The organism is Streptomyces sp. NPDC051576 (genome assembly GCF_040681835.1).
GTDB lineage: Bacteria > Actinomycetota > Actinomycetes > Streptomycetales > Streptomycetaceae > Streptomyces.
Genome location: NZ_JBFAZO010000015.1, coordinates 61,774 through 78,558 on the forward strand (window position 1 = coordinate 61,774; position 16,785 = coordinate 78,558).

The window sequence follows — 16,785 nt, forward strand, 5'->3', positions numbered from 1 at the left end:
GAGAGTCCGGGCGACTCAGGGCTTGGCGCTCCCACTGCTCTTGCCCTTGTCCTGGGCGGCCTCGTCCTCGGCGGACGGGAGAGCCCGGGCAACGGCGACCTTCCCGTCCCGGTAGCAGATCTGAAAGGTCTGCTTCTTCTCCAGGGCCACGTTCTTCTGCAGGTAGTAGTCGCAGGTGGTGCCGGCCGGCACCTTGGGCTTGTCCGCCGGTTGGAGACCGCCGGGCTTGCCGATACGGTCGCGCACGTCGTCCCGGGTCTGGCCGACGCGCACACCCTTGAACTGGGCCGCGGTGATCGTGTGCGAGCTGATGTCGCCCGCGACATGCCTGATGCCGGTCCACAGTCCCACTCCGGCGAGCACGACGACTCCCACGACTCCGAGCAGGATCTTTCCGACAACGCTCATGACAGAACTCCTTGGTCAGGGGGATTTCGACGTCCTTCGACGTCGCCCAAGCAGTCTGTTCCGGCGCTGCGAGCCGATCGTCGCCCTGGACGAGGACCCGACCCCCGACTTTCGTATCAGGTACTCCTCAACCTCCCGCTGGGTTTCCTCCGTAGGGTGTTCGCCTGTGACGGTGTTTGAGCAGTGGTCCCTGGTAGCCGCGTTCGGTTCGCTGGGCGTGGGTGTGGTCGGCTTCGTCGCCCTGGCATGGCAGCTCCTGCTGCTGGGGCGCAGTACGCGGCAGGATCACGAGAGGCGCCGCAAGCAGGCCACCATGGAGTTCCTCGCGGACAACATGAACCAGAGGAAGTCGCTGTTCGACGAGGGCATACCCCACGAGCGCGATCACGCGGCCATCGCCGAGCTGATCGCCCGCTCGACGTCGGGCGACGAGAGGGCGACGAAGCTGATCACGTCCTACCTCACGAGCTTCAACCTCCTCGGCGTGGGCGCGCGGTCGGACGCTTTCGACCGACAACTGATCGACGACGCGTGGGGTGGCCTCATCTCCGTCTGGACCAACTACCGTCCCTGGGCCGAGGCACAGCGGACGGAGCACAGCGAACCCCGCCTGTGGCAGAACCTGGAATGGCTGGCGGGGCACATGACACATCGCAGGCTTCCTCCTCAGCCCGCGTAGGTCAGCGGCCCTGGCGTTTGAGCAGGGTGTCGAGGCGGGGGTAGACGGTGCGGGCGTTGTGTTCCTGTACGGCGGCCAGGTCGTGTGCGGGGAGTCCTGCTGCCTCGGCGTAGCGGCGGGTGTCGTCGAAGTGGCGGCCGGTGCAGGGGTCGATGTCGCGGACCGCGCCGATCATTTCCGAGGCGAAGAGGATGTTGCGGGTGGGGATGACCTCGTAGAGGAGGTCGGAGCCGGGCTGGTGGTAGACGCAGGTGTCGAAGTAGACGTTGTCCAGGACGTGTTGCTCCAGCGGAGGCTTCCCGAGGGCCATCGCCAGGCCCCGGAAGCGGCCCCAGTGGTAGGGGACGGCTCCGCCGCCGTGCGGGATCACCAGGCGCAGGGTGGGGAAGTCGGTGAACAGGTCGCCCTGGACGAGTTGCATGAAGGCGGTGGTGTCGGCGTTGAGGTAGTGGGCGCCGGTGGTGTGGAAGGCGGGGTTGACGCTGGTGCTGACGTGGATCATGGCGGGGATGTCGTACTCGATCATTTTCTCGTAGAGGGGGTACCAGGAGCGGTCGGTGAGCGGTGGGGCGGTCCAGTGGCCGCCGGAGGGGTCGGGGTTGAGGTTGAGGGCGACGGCGCCGAAGTCCTCCACGCAGCGGGTGAGTTCGGGTATGCAGGTGGCGGGGTCGACGCCGGGTGACTGGGGGAGCATCGCGGCGGGGGCGAACCGCTTGGGGTAGAGCTGGCTGATGCGGTGGCAGAGTTCGTTGCAGATGGCCGCCCAGGTGGAGGAGGTGTGGAAGTCGCCGATGTGGTGGGCCATGAAGGAGGCGCGGGGGGAGAAGACGGTGAGGTCGATGCCGCGTTCGTCCATGAGCCGGAGTTGGTTGGGCTCGATGGTCTCTCTGAGCTCGTCGTCGCTGATGTTCAGGTCCGCGCGGGCGGGGATGGCCGACGGGTCGGTCAGGGCGGCGATCTGCCGGTCCCGCCAGGTCGCCAGTGCGGGTGGTGCGGTCGTGTAGTGACCGTGACAGTCGATGATCATCGTTGTTCCTGTTCGCGGGTGTGGGGCTGAACTATGCGGTGGCGCCTGCCTGTTGGATGCCGGAGCCCGCCGCCGCGTCGGTCCTTCCGTCACGGAAGAAGACCGCGTCCCGTGTCTCGCGCATGGTCACGAACACGACCAGCGAGATCGCCACGCACGCCGTGACGTACCAGTAGAAGCCCGACTCCATCCCGGCGTTCTTGAACCAGAGGGCCACGTATTCGGCGGTGCCGCCGAACAGGGCGTTGGCGAGCGCGTAGGGCAGCGCGACACCGAGGGCGCGGATGTGGGCGGGGAACATCTCGACCTTCACCACCGCGCTGATGGAGGTGTACCCGGTGATGATCACCAGGCCGGTCAGCATCAGCACGAACGCCCCGCCGAAGGACGACACATGCCCCAGCGCCGTCATCAGCGGCACGGTGCCGAACATCGCGCTGACGCCGAAGGCGATGAGCAGCGGGCGGCGGCCTATCCGGTCCGACAGTCCGCCGGCCAGGGGCTGGAGCAGCATGAAGACCACCAGGGCGCAGAAGCTGACGAGCGCCGCGGTGTCCTTGCTCAGACCGGCCGTGTTGGAGAGGTACTTGGTCATGTACGTCGAGTACGTGTAGTCGCACAGTGTGCCGCCCATGCTGAAGGCGATGATCAGCAGGACCTCACGCTTGTAGTCGAGCAGCCCGCGCAGGGTGCCGCGCTTCGCCGTGGTCGCGGGGTCCCCGTCCAGCTCCTCGTACGCCTCGGTCTCCAGCAGATTGCGCCGCAGCCAGTAGATGGCCGCCGCGCCCACGGCTCCGACCACGAACGGGATGCGCCAGCCCCAGGAGGACAACGTCGCGTCCGACATGGTGTGTTGGAGGCCGATCTGCATACCGAGCCCGACGAGCTGGCCGATCTTCATCGACACCATCTGGAAGCTGGAGAAGAACCCCCGCTTGCCCGGCGCCGACGCCTCGGTCAGATAGGTGGCGCTGGCCGCGTACTCGCCGCCCACCGACAGGCCCTGCAGCAGCCGGGCGATCAGCAGCACGGCGGCGCCGAAGTAGCCGACCTGGTCGTAGGTGGGGGCGACGGCGATCAGGATGGCGCTCAGCGACATCAGCGTCACGGTGGTGGTGAGGGCGGCCTTGCGTCCCTTGCGGTCGCCGAGGCGGCCGAGCAGCCAGCCGCCGACCGGCCGCATGAAGAAGCCGACGGCGAAGATCAGCGCCGTGTTGAGCAGTTGGGCCGTGGCGTTCCCCTCGGGGAAGAACGCGGAGGCGAAGTAGACGGAGAACGTGGAGTAGACGAACCAGTCGTACCACTCGATCATGTTGCCGACCGATCCGCCGACCAGCGCCTTCCAGGGGCTGCGGGCGGGGACGGGTACGTCCGTGGGGGCGTCCTTGGTGGCCACAGTGCCACTCCTTCCTGAGGGGACCCTGGGGTGGGTCAGCGGCAGAGTGGCCGATTCAGGGTGGCCGACGGATACCTGCGAACACGGAGCTAACCTCTCCTTAACAATTCTGTTGACAGAAGTGTCCACAGGCGCGGAGGGTCAGGAAGGTACAGAAAGGTGCGGGAAGGTGCAGATACTGCTGGCCGAGGACGACGACGGGGTGGCGGCCGCCCTCGTCGAGGTCCTGTACGACCACGGTCACGTCACCCGGCGGGTCCGGTACGGCCGCGATGTGCTGACCTACCACCGCAGCGCCGACCTGCTCCTGCTCGACCTGGGCCTGCCCGACACCGACGGCCTGGACGTGCTGCGCGCACTGCGGGCGGTGAGCGCGATGTCCGTGGTGGTGCTCACCGCGCGCGGCGACGAGCGCTCGGTCGTGCGCGGGCTGCGGCTGGGGGCCGACGACTACCTCGTGAAACCGGTGCGTCTGGCCGAGCTGCTCGCACGTATCGACGCCGTCACGCGACGGGCCGCCGGCCCACCAGGGGCCCGTACCGTGCGCACGGTCCGCGCCGGTGACGTGGAGGTCGACATCGAAGCGCGCCGGGTCCAGGTCGCCGGAGCGGAGGTCGAGCTGACCACCAAGGAGTTCGACGTCCTCGCCGTGCTGGCGGGCCGGGCGGGCACCGCGGTCAGCCGTGAGCAACTGCTCGACGAGGTGTGGGGCAGTGCCCACCACGCCATGTCCCGTTCCCGCTCGCTCGACGTCCACCTCACCCAACTGCGGGCCAAACTGGGCCACCCCGAACTCCTCACCACGATCCGCGGCTTCGGCTACCGGTTCGGAGACGCCACCGGCCTCGGAGACTGAGGGCCGGCACGTGCGAACCCGGGTCCAGGCAGCTCTCCTCGCCTTCGCCGTCCTCGCCGTGGCCGCGTTCGCCGTACCGCTGCTGCTGTTCACCGCCTCCGACCGCACCCAGCAGTTGGTCCTCGCCCGCAGCGCCGACCTCGACCGCTTCGCGTCCCTCACGGACCAGGCCGCGGCGACCGGCGACACCTCCTCCCTCATCGCCGAGGCGCGCCGCTACACCCAGCTCTACGGCGAACCGCTCGTCGTCGTGGACGCCGGGCGCGCCCCCGTCGTACAGACCGGCGGTATGCGGGCCACCGACCCGGCCGTCGCCCGGCTGGTCGACGCGGCCCTGCGCAACACGACCACACACCTCGGCGGCTCGCTGCACCCCTGGTCACACGGTTACGCGATGTTCGCCGAGCCGGCGGGTACGGGCACGCACGTGTCCGGGGCCGTCGTCCTGCGGGCCTCGGTGCGCACCGCGGCCCACGACATCACCTGGCGCTGGGCCGCCGTCCTCGCCGGTACGGCACTGGTCGCCCTCGCCTGCACGGCCCTCGCCAGACTCCTGACCCGTTGGGTGGTCAGTCCGCTACGACGTCTGGACCGCGCCGTCGGCCAGCTCACCGCCGGGGTACCGCCGGCGCAGACCGAGGCCGGCGGGCCGCCTGAACTGCGGCAGTTGGCCATCGGGTTCAACCGCATGGCGAGCACCGTCACGGAGGCCCTGGAACAACAGCGCAGACTCGTCACCGACACCTCGCACCAGATGCGCAACCCCATGGCGGCGCTCAGACTGCGGGTCGACGCCCTGCACACCCATCTGCCCGCTTCGGCCGACCGCACGTACACCGGGGTCACCACCGAACTCGACCGCCTGGAAACCCTGTTGGACGACATGCTGGCCCTCGCGACCGCGGAGCATCGGGCCGGCGAACTGACCGTGACCGACGGCTCGGACGCCCAGTGCGACGCGGCCGAGGTGGCACTGACCCGGCACCGGCTGTGGGAACCGGTCGCCCACCGTGCCGGAGCCCGTCTCACCACCGAGGCCGCCACCCCGGTCACGGCCGCCTGCACGGACCGTGAACTCGCCCAGATCGCGGACATCCTCGTGGACAACGCCATCAAATACGCGGGCCGGAACACCGAGATCACCGTTCGCTGCACCACGGAGGGCTCCCTCGCGGTGCTCACGGTCACGGACGACGGCCCCGGCCTGAGCACGGAGGAACTCACCCGCGCCACAAGGAGGTTCTGGCGTTCGCACCGGCAGAGCGGCACACCGGGCACGGGCCTGGGACTGGCCATCGCCGAACGGCTGCTGGCGGGCCGGGGAGGCCGACTGGAACTGGAGCAGGCGCGGCCTCGCGGACTGCGGGCCAGAGCGATCGTGCCGAGCGCGGTCCCCGACGAGAGCGCGCGATGAATCCCCGCACGGACCCGTTCGGCCGCCGTACCGCGCTGCGCGGCGCCCTCGGCTCGGCGGCCGTCGCTCTCCTCGGTGGCGCGCTCGCGGGTGACGGACCGCTGCGGGATTCCGGGCCGAGTGGTGTGCTGCGGCTGGAGACCGGTGAACCGGAGGGACTGCATGCCGCGTTCGGGCATCTCCTCGCGGCCGAACTCGAAGCGGCGTACCCGAATCTGCGCTGCCGCGTGCTGACCACCGCGGCCAGCGTCGAGAACATCGAGATGCTGCGCGACCGTCGCGCCGACCTCGCCCTCACCCTCACCGACACCGCGCGGGCCGCCGCCGAGGGCACCACCCCCTTCCCGCACCCGGTGCCGCTGCGCGCGATCGGCAGGGTCTACGAGACCTACCTCCAGTTCGCCGTCCGCTCCGACCTGCCCGTGCGGGCCGTCTCCGACCTGGCCGGACACACCGTCTGGCTCGGCGCGGTCGGATCGGGCGGAGCCGTGCTCGGTGAACGGATCCTGCGTGCCGCGGGCCTCTCGCCCGGCGGCGACGTCCATGTGCGCCATCTGCAGATGGACACGGTCGCCCACGCCATGCGGGCGGGCGCGGTCGACGCCGTACTCGTCGTCGGCGGGGTACCGATCCCGGTCCTGTCGGACCTCGACGACGACCCCGGTCTACGGTTCCTGCCGCTGGCCGGGCTCCTGCCCAGGCTCGGCGGACGGGACGGCCTGGCCGGCTCGGGCCTCGCCGAGGTGCCGCTGCCACACGGCGCGTACCGGGCGGCGGGCGGTGTCGCCACGATCGGTGTGTCCAACCTGCTGGTGTGCCGCCCCGACCTCCCCCGCCCCGTGGCCGACGCGCTCACCCGCCTGCTGGTCCTCCGTGCCGCCGCGCTCGTTCCCGATCATGCCGTCGGCATCCAGTTCCTCGACGTCCGCAGCCTGATCGGCACGGGCAGCATCCCTCTGCACCCCGGGGCGGCCACGGCCTACCGCTCACTGCACGGCTGAGCGGGGCGGCAGCCAGGTGCCGACGACGGCTGCCAGTTCGTCGCGACCGGTGAAGAGGTGTGCGTTCATACCGGCGTCCCGCGCGGCACGTACGTTCTCCTCGCGGTCGTCGACGAAGAGGAAGTCGGCCGGTGCGGCCCCCATGGCGACGACGCAGTGCTGAAAGGCCGCGGGGTCCGGCTTCGCCACCTTGATCTTCCCGGAGAAGGCGACGTGGTCGAGGTCGCGCAGCCAGGGCTGTGCGGCGAGGAAGACGTCCGCGTGGTCGGAGGGAATGTTGGACAGCAGGGCGACCTCGGCGGCGCCGCGGAGGGACTGGGCGTAGGCGACCATCCGGGAGTCGACGCGTGACCAGCTGTCGATGTCGGTGCGGCGCAGTTCCTCGACCGTGTCGGCGTCGGCGGGCCGGGACAGCCATCGCAGTACGGCGGTCCAGTACTCCGGCGCGGACTGCCGGCCGGCGTCGTACGGCGGTCGGCAGGACCAGTAGGCCGTGGTGAAGGCGTCGGTGGACGCGTGGCACCGGGCGGCCATCCTGCCCAGGGCACCGGGGCGTTGGGGGCGGGCGATGACCCCGAAGAGGTCGAACAGGACGATGCTTCGGTCGGCGGGCATGATCGTGAGTTCCTTGTCGTCAGTTGCCGCTTGTCGCCGGCTCGCGCGGGCGGTCGGACCCGGTGCGCAGGACCCGGGCGGCCACCGCGGTGACCGCACACAGCAGGATCAGCAGCACGAAGGCGTGGTTGAGGGCGACGAGGTGGGTCAGCCAGCCGATGACGGCGGGCCCGGCCAGCATGCCGACATAGCCGAGCCCGGCGACCCGGGAGACATTGGCACCCGCGGCGGAGGGGTCGGTGTGCCCGGCCGCGCTGAACAACTGCGGGACACAGCCGGACAGCCCCAGACCGAACAGCGCCCACCCGGCGAACGCGGCCCACATCCACGGGGCGAGGGCCACGAGCGTGATGCCGACGCCCGCGATCACCGCGCCGTACCGCAGGATCGCCATGGACCCGAACCGGGTGACGAGGCGGTCGGCGAGCAGCCGGCCGATGGTCATGGTCGCCGCGAAGGTGCCGTAGGCGAAGGCGGCGGTGCTCTCGGACGCGCCGAGGACGTCCTTCAGGTGCAACGCGCTCCAGTCGTTCGCGGCTCCCTCGCACAGCATGACCATCAGTGCCAGGGCGGCGAGAACCCAGATACGGCCGCCGGTGCCGCGGCGCTTGTCGTCGGCACCGGTATCGACAGTCGTGGTGGGCGCGGCCGGTAGCAGGGCCCTTGCGGCCACCAGGGCGGTCACGACACCCAGGGCTCCCACGATGGCCATGCCCGCGGCAGGGCTCAGGCCGGCACTCGCGGTGGCCGCGCCACCGAACGCGGCGAGGACACCGCCGACCGAGAACGTGGCGTGGAAGGCGGACATGACCGGACGCCCGTACTCCCTCTCCACATGCACGGCGTGGGCGTTCATGCCCACGTCCAGGCAGCCGTTGCAGAACCCGAAGACCAGCAGGGCGGCTCCCAGCGTCCACGGTTCTTGGGCGAGGCCCGGCAGCACCAGGGTCGCGCTGCACAGCGCCCCGGCGGCGGGGACGACCGTGCGCGCCCCGAGCCGGTCGCTCAGACGCCCGGCCGCCTGCATGCCGACGAAGGCACCGAGGCCCAGCAGCACGAGCAGCCCCCCGAGCGTGGCGTGGCTGATGCCCACACGCTCCTCGATGGCGGGGATGTGCACCACCCAGGTGCCCATCGTGGTGCCACAGAGGACGAAGTAGACAAAGGTCGCCACTCGGGCGACTGGTACGGAACGGCTCATGCGAACCACCGTAACGAACACGTATGATGATTGAATACTGTCTCTTCGCACACATTGAATGTTCGTTTCAAGTGGTGTTCAATCGCGGAATGAGCAACGCGGACCGCCACGGGCTGATCGCACAGACCGTCAGGGAATCGGGCAGGGTCACCGTCCAGGTACTGGCCGAACTGACCGGCGCCTCCGAGATGACCATCCGGCGTGACCTCGACACGCTGGCGGCGCAAGGGGTACTGGAGCGCGTCCGGGGCGGAGCCCGCACTCTGCTGCTGCGCGGCGAGGAGCCGCCCTTCGCCCTGCGCGCCCACGAGGCGGTCGACGCCAAGCGCCGTATCGCGGCCGAGGTGTCCTCGCTCATCGCCGACGGCGAGACCGTCCTTCTCGACAGTGGCACCACCTGTTTGGAGATCGCCCACGTGCTGAGCCGGCGGCCGGTCACCGTGATGGCGCTGTCCTTGCAGGCCATCCACGTACTCGGAGAGGGCCCGGGCCAGGCCAGGTTGATGGTGCCCGGCGGCCGGCCCCGGGCCGCCGAGGGCGCCCTCACCGGCCCCCTCACCCTCGCGTCCCTGGCGGCCCTGCGCTTCGACACGGCCGTCATGGGCTGCTGCGGTCTGAGCGCGGCACAGGGCCTGACCGCCTACGACCTGGACGACGCGGCCGTGAAGAAGGCCGGCGTCGACTCCTCGCGACGTGTCATCGTCGCCGCCGACGGCAGCAAACTCGGCCACACCGCCTACGCCTACGTCGGCCCCGCCACGCTCCTGCACACCCTCGTCACCGACACCGCCGCGCCTTCCGCCGAGATCACGGCACTCGAAGAGACCGGGACCGTCGTCAGGGCGGTCTGAGTCACGGTCCAGGGCTACGGGTAGCACCCCGGGCCGGTCGCACTCAGCCTCTATACACGGCATGTATACGTAGTGTGTATAGTGAGGTGTCGTGACAGAGACCTACCTCCTGCCGATCCGTACGGCCGCGCTGATCTTCCCCGCCTTGGCCTTCGTGATGTTCGTGCCGACGGCGATCGTCCTGTACCGGCGGCACGGCGTGATGACGCGTTGGCGGGTGCTGTCCCTCTACGGCGGCGTGTACTACGCGCTCACCGCCTTCTGCATGACGATCGTGCCCCTGCCGAGGCGGTCGGTGAACGTCTGCAAGGCCTATCCGACCTTCGCCGAACCCCAGTTCACGCCTGGCGTCGCCTTCTCCGACCTGTGGAAGGAGGCACACCACCGCGTCACCCTCGACGCGCTCGTCCTGCACAACCCGGCTTTCTGGCAGACCGTGTTCAACCTGCTCCTGCTGGTGCCGCTGGGCGTGTTCGTGCGGACCCACTTCCGGCGCGGTCCCGTCGCGGCCACGGTGGCCGGGTTCACGGGCTCCCTGTTCTTCGAACTGACCCAGTACACCGGGCTGTGGGGCCTCTACCCGTGCCCGTACCGCCTCTTCGCCGTCGACGACCTCATCGTCAACACGGCGGGTGCCGCCCTCGGCTGGGCGATCGCCGGGCCGCTGGTCCGTGCGCTGCCCGAACTGGACGCCCTGGACGGCCGCCCGCTGGCCCGACTCGCCGCCGGCCGGATCCCCTTCGGCCGCCGTCTCGTCGCGCTGCTGCTGGACGCGGTCGGCGCCGTAGCGCTGACCCTGATCGCCGTGATCGCCCTGCACATGATGACCGGCGAGGGGTGGAACCTCCTCGTGCCGGTGACCGTCCTCGGCCTGTGGTTCGTCGTCGTCCCGTGGCGGACGGGTACGACGCCGGGCAAGCGCGTCCTGCTCCTACGGCTGGCCACGCCGGACGGGGGACGACCGGGCCTCGCCGGACTGGCGCTGCGCGCCCTGGTCCTGAGCCCGGTCCTGGCACTCACGTGCCTCGTCGCGGGCGGGGTCCTCGCCGGGGGGACGGTCGCCCTCGCCATGCCCTCCGCGTCGACCGACGTCGCGGACGGCACGGTGAACTACAAGAACCTGGCGTACGGCCTCGCCGCCGGCCCGGAACTCGGCCTCGTCCTGCTGCTGGTTCCCGCCCTCTGCCTCCTCCTGATCGGCGCATACGTGCGGGCCGTCAGGCGTCACCCGCAGGGCCTGGGCCCCCACGAGATCCTCTCCGGCGTACACAACCAGGCCCTCCCGCACACGCGAACCCGGACTCGACCGGCAGACCCCACCCCGACCACGACCGCCCGCCGCCCCGACCACGAACGCGCGTCTCTCTGAGTCCCGGGGCCCCTGTTCCCTCGGGACCATGTTCGCGCGGTGGGGGACTCAGGCATGCAGGGAGGGCCGGTAGACGAGCTCTTGAATGTGGCCGTCGAGCGTCCGTTGTTCGATCAGCTCCAGGTCGAAGTCGGCCGCACCCTGGAAGATCGGGGCCAGCCCGGTCCGACCGGTGATCACGGGGAAGATCGTCACCTGGACGCGGTCGACCAGACCGGCCGCCATCAGCGCCCGGTTCATCGACAGACTGCCGTGCGAGCGCAACGGCACGTCGGACTCCTCCTTAAGTCGCGCGACGACGTCGACGGCGTCGCCGCTCACGATGTTCGCGTCCAGCCCGTCGAGAGGGCCTTCGAGTGTCGTCGAGACGACCGTTGCCGGCAGTTTCCTCATCCGGGTGACCCAGGGGTCACGCACGTCGGAGTCCTCGGTGCTCGCGGCCAGCATCTGTGCGAACGCCCGATACGTATGGGCTCCGAAGACCATCCTCTGCTCCTCGCTGTACAGGTCGAGGCGGTGGTCGAGCAGCTCGGGACCCTGCTTGCCCCAGTACCCGGTCCAGTCACCGCCGGCCGCGCCGAAGCCGTCGAGGCTGGAGAAGACGTCGAAGGTGTAGGTGGCGGTCATGATGCTCTCCCCGGAGTGCGAGTGATCCGATCACGTGTCGGAGATACAGACCGACAGCCACGGCGAGACTCATCGCTCTCACCGCACCTTCCCGACGCTCAGCCGTGGGGAAGGGAGCGTCACCGCGAATTCCGTACGCCCCGGCTCGCTCTCGACGTGGATACGGCCGCCGTGCGCCTGGACGACAGCCGCCGCGATGGCCAGACCCAGCCCCGAACCGCCCTCCGTGCCGGGCGCGCGGGAGTGGGAGGTGTCGGCCCGGGTGAAGCGATCGAAGACCGAGGGGAGGAGGTCGGGCGGGATGCCGGGGCCGTTGTCCCGGACGCGGACGACGCATTCCCCCTCGGTCGTCTCCACGCTGACGGTGATCTTCGTGCCCGCGGGCGTGTGCAGGCGGGCGTTGGCCAGGAGGTTGGCCACCACCTGGTGGAGCCGGGACCGGTCGCCGATGACGGACGCGGCGCCGTTCGTGAGGCGCAGCGCGAGCCGCCAGTCGTGGCCGGCGCCGGCCGCCCGCGCGTCCCACACCGCCTCGGCGACCAGGGTCGCGAGGTCGACCTCGGCCGACCCCAGGGGCCGCCCCTCGTCGAGACGGGCGAGGAGGAGAAGGTCCTCGACCAGTCCTGTCATGCGCGCCGACTGGGCGGTGACCCGCTGCCAGGCGAGGTCCGGCGGGATCTGCTGGTCCCCGTGGTTCATGAGTTCGGCGTATCCGGCGATCGAGGCGAGCGGCGTGCGCAGTTCATGGCTGGCGTCGGCGAGGAAACTCCGCATGCGTTCCTCGGTGCGTTGCCGTTCCCAGAGCGAGGACTCGACGTGGTCGATGAGGCGGTTGAGCACCACGCCGATCTGGCCGGCCTCGGTACCGGGATCGGTGTCCGACGCCGGCACGCGGGTGAGTTCGACGACCTCGCCGCGATCCAGCGGTACCTGGGCCAGCTCGGCGGCGGTGGCGGCGACCCGGCCGAGGGGGCGGAGCTGGCGGCGGACGACCGCCGTGGTGGCGGTGGCCGCGGCCATCAGGCCGACGGAGGCGATGACGGACTCGATGACGACCAGCCGGTTGAGCATGCGCTCGATGCCGGCCATCGGAAGCCCGGCCAGAACCGGTACCCCGTCCCCGGCGACGGCGGTCACGCGGTACGTGCCCAGGCCGGGGACGGTACGGGTATGCGGTGATCCGTCCGGGACGATTCCGTCGAGGGCCGCACGCTGGGCCGCGGTGAGTGCCCGCCGGTGCCCGTCCGCGGTCACCGTCTCGGCGGCGACGATCCGACCGCCGGCGAACCGGGCCGCGAGCGTACCGGTGGGCTGTCCCTGTTCGTTGAGGAAACCCAGGTCCGTCGCGTCGCCCGGCCCGTGCCGCAGCCCGCCCTGGCTTCGCTCGGCGGCGTCCGCGACGCGCTGGTCCAAGTCTCCGTACAGATAGATCCGCTGGACGACCACCGAGGTGAGCGCCATGGCTTCGCAGACGACGGCCAGGGCCACGGAGACGAAGAGCACCAGCCGGAACCGTAACGAGCGGCTTCCCAGACCGGCGCGGGACCGGCCGGCCGTACGGCGCGGGTCGCCTCTCATGCGCTGTCGTCCCGGTCGTCCGGTGCTCTGTGCCGTCTCATGCGTCGGCCTTCGCGGCGCTGATCGAGTAGCCGACGCCGCGCACGGTGCTGATCATCGGCGCCCGCCCCTTGTCGATCTTCGAGCGCAGGCCGTGGATGTACACCTCGACCAGGTTTCCCTCGCCGTCGAAGGAGGCGTGCCAGACGTGTTCGAGGATCCGCGTCTTGCTGAGCACCTGGTGCGGGTGGTCCATGAGGAACCGGAGCAGGTCGAATTCCTTGGCGGTGAGCGGGATCGGTGTACCGTCCCGCCGCACCTCGCGGGTCTTCTCGCCCAGGACGAGGTCGCCGAGCACCAGGACGGACTCGTGCCCGGACATCCCGGTGTGTCCGGCACGGCGGAGCAGTCCGCGCAGGCGGAGCATGACCTCCTCCAGTGAGAACGGCTTGGTCACATAGTCGTCCGCGCCCGCGGTCAGCCCGTCGATGCGGTGTTCCAACTCGTCGCGCGCGGTGAGCATCAGCACGGGCAGGCGGTGGTGTTCGCTCCGGAGACGGCGCAGGACCTGCACGCCGTCCATGCCCGGCAGCATCCGATCGAGGACGACGATGTGCGGCGTGCGGTCGTGAGCGATACGCAGCGCGCTGCGCCCGTCCTGCGCCGGGAAGGGACGCCAGCCGGCCGCGGTCACGGCAGCGGACAGCACCTCGGTCAGTTCGGGCTCGTCGTCGACGATCAGCACGCGAACCGTGCCGTCGTGGGTCCCTGGAGTGTCAAACATGGTTCGGCATTGTGGCGGCCCGGTATGGGAGGACGGCATGCGTGGCCTGTGGGGATTTACACGGCCGTCACACCAAACGTCGAACCTGAAATATCGAGGCGGCAACCGGTACTCCGCCGACCTGGAGTTCTTCCTTCCGTAGATCCCTGACTGCCCATCAAACATCCTTGTTCACGGGCGCGTTGACAGAAAATCACGAGGAAATCAAAGTCTTCTCAGGCTCCTATCACAGTGCCCGGCGATCGAATGCAGCTTGTCCAGGAAATCCCTGGGAGCTTCCTGAAAGCCTCTTTTCGGGTGGCTGTGAAGAAGGGGTATTGAATTGCAAGATCAAAATGCTCACCGCAGGTCGTCGCGGCGAAAGAGGAAGATAATCGCGTCCTTTGCCGCAGGATCGGCGCTTCTCTTCGGGGCGCTGTACACGGCGAACGCGGCCCCAGGGGAAAGCGGCGCGTCCGCCGGCGGCACGACCACCGCGTCCGCGCCGGCGAACGGGTCGAACCCCTCGAACCAGCCGAACCAGACGGACACGTCCACGACCTCGTCCACCTCCACGACCTCCACCGCCGCCTCCAGCGCGAGCGTGTCGGACGTGGTGACCGCCGCCGACGCGTTCATCGCCACGCTGGACGACGACCAGCAGTCCGAGGTCCTCCTGGACTTCACCGAGGCCAACGCCACCGCCTGGTCGAACCTCCCGTGCGGCTCGACCTGCCGCGTCGGCATCGAGTTCAGCTCGCTCACCGACGACCAGCTGACCGCCGCCAAGGCGGTGATCGAGGCGGCGACCGGCACCGGCGCCGACACCGGCTACGACCAGATCACCCAGATCCTGGCCGCCGACGACTACCTGGGCGAGACCGCGTCCGGCTACGGCAGCGGCAACTACTACCTGGCCTTCCTCGGCACCCCGAGCACGGACGGCACCTGGCAACTGCACTTCGGCGGCCACCACCTCGCACTGAACCTCACCTACAAGGACGGCGCGGTCGAGGGATCCACACCGTTCTTCGTCGGAGTCGAACCCACCTCCTTCACCGAGGACGGCACCTCCTACGCGCCCCTGGACGGCATGCACGACGCGATGCTGTCCATGCTGGAGAGCCTGAGCGACGACGAGCTGACGGACGCGAAACTGTCCGAGTCCTTCAGCGATGTGCTGCTCGGCCCGGACGACGACGGCGACTTCCCCGAGACCAAGGAAGGCCTCCAGGTCAGCGAACTCACCGACGACCAGCAGGCGTTGGTGCTCGCCGCCATCAAGCCGTGGGTCGACGTGGCCGACGACGACACCGCCGCCTCCGTACTGAGCGGCTACGAGTCGGATCTCGACGACACCTACATCTCCTACTCCGGCACCACCGCCCTGGACACCCAGGGCGACTACGTCCGCATCGACGGACCGGGCGTCTGGATCGAGTTCGTCGTTCAGGACGGCGTCGTCTACACCAGCCAGGTGCACTACCACACCGTCTACCGCGACCACGACACCGACTACGGAGGGGAGTTCACGTTCTCATGAGCCGCCTGCCGATCTCACTGTCACGTGCACTGCGCATGGTGACCGGGATCGCGGCGGCGGTGACGGCGGCGCTGCTTCTGGCAGCGCCGCCCGCTGCCGCGCATCCCATGCCGCACTCGGTGCTCCTGCTCGACGTGCACGAGACGAGGGTGACCGCCGAACTCGAACTGCCCGTAAGCGACTTCTCCCGCGCGAGCGGTATCGACCTCGACGACCGGACCACCGCGAAGCAGTTGGCGACGCGCAAGACCGTGATCCGCCACTACCTCGCCGCCCACCTGCGCCCCACCACCCTCCACGGCAAGGCATGGACCGTCGCCTTCGGCGCCATCACGCTGAGCCGGGCGGAGCAGACCTCCACCGGCCCCTACCGCGAACTGATCGTCCAGGCCACGCTCACCGCGCCCGCCGGAGGCGACACCCGCCACTTCGACCTCGGCTACGACGCCGTCGTCCACCAAGTCGTCACGCACACCGTCCTGGTGTCGATCCGTCAGGACTGGGCCACCGGCCAGGTCGAGGGCGGGGACGGGGAGTCGGCCACCCAGGTCGGCCTCATCCGCATCGACTCCCGCACCATGAAGGTCACGCCGCTCACCATCAACCTGGAGACGGGGAGCGTCTGGAGCGGGACGTACGCCATGTTCCGGCTCGGCGCCGACCACATCCTCGAAGGCACCGATCACCTGCTCTTCCTGCTGATCCTCCTGCTGCCGGCGCCCCTCCTGGCGGTCCGGCACCGCTGGCGCGGAACGGTGGGCACCAGAACCGCCATCGGCCGGATCGGCCGTACGACTCTTGCCTTCACCGTCGGCCATTCCCTCGCCCTCGCCCTGAGCGCGTTCGGGAAACTCGACATCCCGGCCCAACCGGTGGAGGCGTTCATCGCCTTCAGCATCCTGGTCGGAGCGGTCCACGCGATCCGTCAGCTCTTCCCGGGCCGTGAGGCCGTGGTGGCCGGCTTCTTCGGCCTGGGGCACGGCCTGGCGTTCTCCTTCGTCCTGGCCGACATGCACCTCTCCACGACCCAACTGGCCCTCAGTCTGACCGGCTTCAACCTGGGTATCGAGGCGATGCAACTCCTCCTGGTCCTCCTCGCCCTGCCGACCCTGCTCCTCCTCACCCGGTTGCCCAGAAGCTCCGTCGTCCGCCTCGCCTGCGCGACCGTGACGGCCATCGCCGCCCTGGGCTGGCTCCTCGACCGCCTCGGCCTGTCCAACCCGGTGGCCCGCGCGGCGGACAGCGCCGGAACGCACACGTCCGAACTGTTCGTCGTCCTGATCGGTGCGGCGGTGCTCTCGCTGCTGTGGACGGTCGTCGCGCATCTCCGAGACCGGGAACCGGCCAAAGAACCCGACGCTCCCGAGATCCGGGAACGGGCCTCGCCCGTCAGCACGCGATGAGAAGAGAGCGAGTCATGACCACCGAACCGAGCTCGCGCAGCCTTCACACGATATTTTGTCCCTGTTGTCCCTGGT

Annotated in this window: 17 protein-coding genes; 8 read left to right on the forward strand and 9 right to left on the reverse strand. The window is 69.7% G+C overall.

Features of this window, described 5'->3' with window-relative positions:
* Window positions 1-15 precede the first annotated feature (15 nt).
* Window positions 16-408: a hypothetical protein gene (locus AB0M63_RS39070; RefSeq protein ID WP_366022703.1), complete on the reverse strand. Its 393-nt coding sequence runs from the start codon at window positions 406-408 to the stop codon at window positions 16-18.
* A 166-nt stretch (window positions 409-574) separates the two neighbouring features.
* Here AB0M63_RS39070 and AB0M63_RS39075 point away from each other — a divergent pair, with 166 nt between their 5' ends.
* Window positions 575-1,087: a DUF4760 domain-containing protein gene (locus AB0M63_RS39075; RefSeq protein ID WP_366022704.1), complete on the forward strand. Its 513-nt coding sequence runs from the start codon at window positions 575-577 to the stop codon at window positions 1,085-1,087.
* Between the two features lies 1 nt (window position 1,088).
* On the opposite strand, the gene AB0M63_RS39080 is transcribed toward AB0M63_RS39075, so the two are convergent.
* On the reverse strand, window positions 1,089-2,114 hold the full coding sequence (locus AB0M63_RS39080) for an amidohydrolase family protein (protein WP_366022705.1): 1,026 nt from the start codon (window positions 2,112-2,114) through the stop codon (window positions 1,089-1,091).
* Window positions 2,115-2,145: 31 nt separating this feature from the next.
* Window positions 2,146-3,426, reverse strand: a complete 1,281-nt coding sequence (locus tag AB0M63_RS39085; protein WP_355913996.1) for an MFS transporter — start codon at window positions 3,424-3,426, stop codon at window positions 2,146-2,148.
* A gap of 253 nt (window positions 3,427-3,679) precedes the next feature.
* Here AB0M63_RS39085 and AB0M63_RS39090 point away from each other — a divergent pair, with 253 nt between their 5' ends.
* The 3 genes from AB0M63_RS39090 to AB0M63_RS39100 are packed head-to-tail and all read left to right on the forward strand — an operon-like array spanning window position 3,680 to window position 6,781.
* Complete coding sequence (locus AB0M63_RS39090) at window positions 3,680-4,366, forward strand: response regulator transcription factor (RefSeq protein ID WP_366022706.1); 687 nt, start codon at window positions 3,680-3,682, stop codon at window positions 4,364-4,366.
* A gap of 10 nt (window positions 4,367-4,376) precedes the next feature.
* Window positions 4,377-5,780 carry a HAMP domain-containing sensor histidine kinase gene (locus AB0M63_RS39095; RefSeq protein WP_355913978.1) on the forward strand — a complete coding sequence of 468 codons (1,404 nt, stop codon included), beginning with the start codon at window positions 4,377-4,379 and terminating at the stop codon, window positions 5,778-5,780.
* Window positions 5,777-6,781, forward strand: a complete 1,005-nt coding sequence (locus AB0M63_RS39100; protein ID WP_366022707.1) for a TAXI family TRAP transporter solute-binding subunit — start codon at window positions 5,777-5,779, stop codon at window positions 6,779-6,781. The genes AB0M63_RS39095 and AB0M63_RS39100 overlap by 4 nt, the downstream gene beginning before the upstream one ends.
* Here AB0M63_RS39100 and AB0M63_RS39105 read toward each other — a convergent pair.
* Both AB0M63_RS39105 and AB0M63_RS39110 read right to left on the reverse strand, forming a co-directional pair.
* Window positions 6,767-7,396 (reverse strand): HAD family phosphatase, encoded by a 630-nt coding sequence (locus AB0M63_RS39105; protein ID WP_355913972.1) that lies wholly within the window; start codon window positions 7,394-7,396, stop codon window positions 6,767-6,769. The two genes, AB0M63_RS39100 and AB0M63_RS39105, sit on opposite strands and share 15 nt — an antisense overlap.
* Window positions 7,397-7,415: 19 nt before the next feature.
* Window positions 7,416-8,597, reverse strand: coding sequence for an MFS transporter (locus AB0M63_RS39110; RefSeq protein WP_366022708.1), 1,182 nt, complete (start codon window positions 8,595-8,597; stop codon window positions 7,416-7,418).
* A gap of 89 nt (window positions 8,598-8,686) precedes the next feature.
* Here AB0M63_RS39110 and AB0M63_RS39115 point away from each other — a divergent pair, with 89 nt between their 5' ends.
* Complete coding sequence (locus AB0M63_RS39115; protein ID WP_355913966.1) at window positions 8,687-9,448, forward strand: DeoR/GlpR family DNA-binding transcription regulator; 762 nt, start codon at window positions 8,687-8,689, stop codon at window positions 9,446-9,448.
* Between the two features lie 91 nt (window positions 9,449-9,539).
* Window positions 9,540-10,817: a VanZ family protein gene (locus AB0M63_RS39120; protein WP_366022709.1), complete on the forward strand. Its 1,278-nt coding sequence runs from the start codon at window positions 9,540-9,542 to the stop codon at window positions 10,815-10,817.
* Window positions 10,818-10,865: 48 nt separating this feature from the next.
* Here AB0M63_RS39120 and AB0M63_RS39125 read toward each other — a convergent pair whose 3' ends face one another.
* From AB0M63_RS39125 to AB0M63_RS39140, 4 genes are all read right to left on the reverse strand, one after another.
* Window positions 10,866-11,444, reverse strand: coding sequence for a dihydrofolate reductase family protein (locus AB0M63_RS39125; RefSeq protein WP_366022710.1), 579 nt, complete (start codon window positions 11,442-11,444; stop codon window positions 10,866-10,868).
* A 78-nt stretch (window positions 11,445-11,522) separates the two neighbouring features.
* Complete coding sequence (locus AB0M63_RS39130; RefSeq protein WP_366022711.1) at window positions 11,523-13,022, reverse strand: ATP-binding protein; 1,500 nt, start codon at window positions 13,020-13,022, stop codon at window positions 11,523-11,525.
* Between the two features lie 37 nt (window positions 13,023-13,059).
* Window positions 13,060-13,785 (reverse strand): response regulator transcription factor, encoded by a 726-nt coding sequence (locus AB0M63_RS39135; protein WP_366022712.1) that lies wholly within the window; start codon window positions 13,783-13,785, stop codon window positions 13,060-13,062.
* Window positions 13,786-14,124: 339 nt separating this feature from the next.
* The gene (locus AB0M63_RS39140; protein WP_366022713.1) at window positions 14,125-14,409 is read right to left on the reverse strand and encodes a hypothetical protein; all 285 of its coding nucleotides are present in this window, start codon (window positions 14,407-14,409) and stop codon (window positions 14,125-14,127) included.
* On the opposite strand from AB0M63_RS39140, the gene AB0M63_RS39145 reads away from it, so the two are divergent.
* Both AB0M63_RS39145 and AB0M63_RS39150 read left to right on the forward strand, forming a co-directional pair.
* Window positions 14,378-15,307, forward strand: a complete 930-nt coding sequence (locus tag AB0M63_RS39145) for a DUF3500 domain-containing protein (RefSeq protein ID WP_366022714.1) — start codon at window positions 14,378-14,380, stop codon at window positions 15,305-15,307. The two genes, AB0M63_RS39140 and AB0M63_RS39145, sit on opposite strands and share 32 nt — an antisense overlap.
* Window positions 15,304-16,710 (forward strand): HupE/UreJ family protein, encoded by a 1,407-nt coding sequence (locus AB0M63_RS39150; protein WP_366022715.1) that lies wholly within the window; start codon window positions 15,304-15,306, stop codon window positions 16,708-16,710. Before AB0M63_RS39145 ends, AB0M63_RS39150 begins: the two co-directional genes overlap by 4 nt.
* Window positions 16,711-16,785 lie beyond the last annotated feature (75 nt).

Bases quoted from the DNA above. Each gene is read 5' to 3' on its own strand.
- AB0M63_RS39115 (WP_355913966.1), top strand. From the start codon at position 8,687: ATGAGCAACGCGGACCGCCACGGGCTGATCGCACAGACCGTCAGGGAA.
- AB0M63_RS39080 (WP_366022705.1), bottom strand. From the start codon at position 2,114: ATGATCATCGACTGTCACGGTCACTACACGACCGCACCACCCGCACTG.
- AB0M63_RS39110 (WP_366022708.1), bottom strand. From the start codon at position 8,597: ATGAGCCGTTCCGTACCAGTCGCCCGAGTGGCGACCTTTGTCTACTTC.
- AB0M63_RS39130 (WP_366022711.1), bottom strand. From the start codon at position 13,022: ATGAGAGGCGACCCGCGCCGTACGGCCGGCCGGTCCCGCGCCGGTCTG.
- AB0M63_RS39070 (WP_366022703.1), bottom strand. From the start codon at position 408: ATGAGCGTTGTCGGAAAGATCCTGCTCGGAGTCGTGGGAGTCGTCGTG.
- AB0M63_RS39100 (WP_366022707.1), top strand. From the start codon at position 5,777: ATGAATCCCCGCACGGACCCGTTCGGCCGCCGTACCGCGCTGCGCGGC.
- AB0M63_RS39125 (WP_366022710.1), bottom strand. From the start codon at position 11,444: ATGACCGCCACCTACACCTTCGACGTCTTCTCCAGCCTCGACGGCTTC.
- AB0M63_RS39105 (WP_355913972.1), bottom strand. From the start codon at position 7,396: ATGCCCGCCGACCGAAGCATCGTCCTGTTCGACCTCTTCGGGGTCATC.
- AB0M63_RS39150 (WP_366022715.1), top strand. From the start codon at position 15,304: ATGAGCCGCCTGCCGATCTCACTGTCACGTGCACTGCGCATGGTGACC.
- AB0M63_RS39085 (WP_355913996.1), bottom strand. From the start codon at position 3,426: ATGATCGAGTGGTACGACTGGTTCGTCTACTCCACGTTCTCCGTCTAC.
- AB0M63_RS39135 (WP_366022712.1), bottom strand. From the start codon at position 13,785: ATGTTTGACACTCCAGGGACCCACGACGGCACGGTTCGCGTGCTGATC.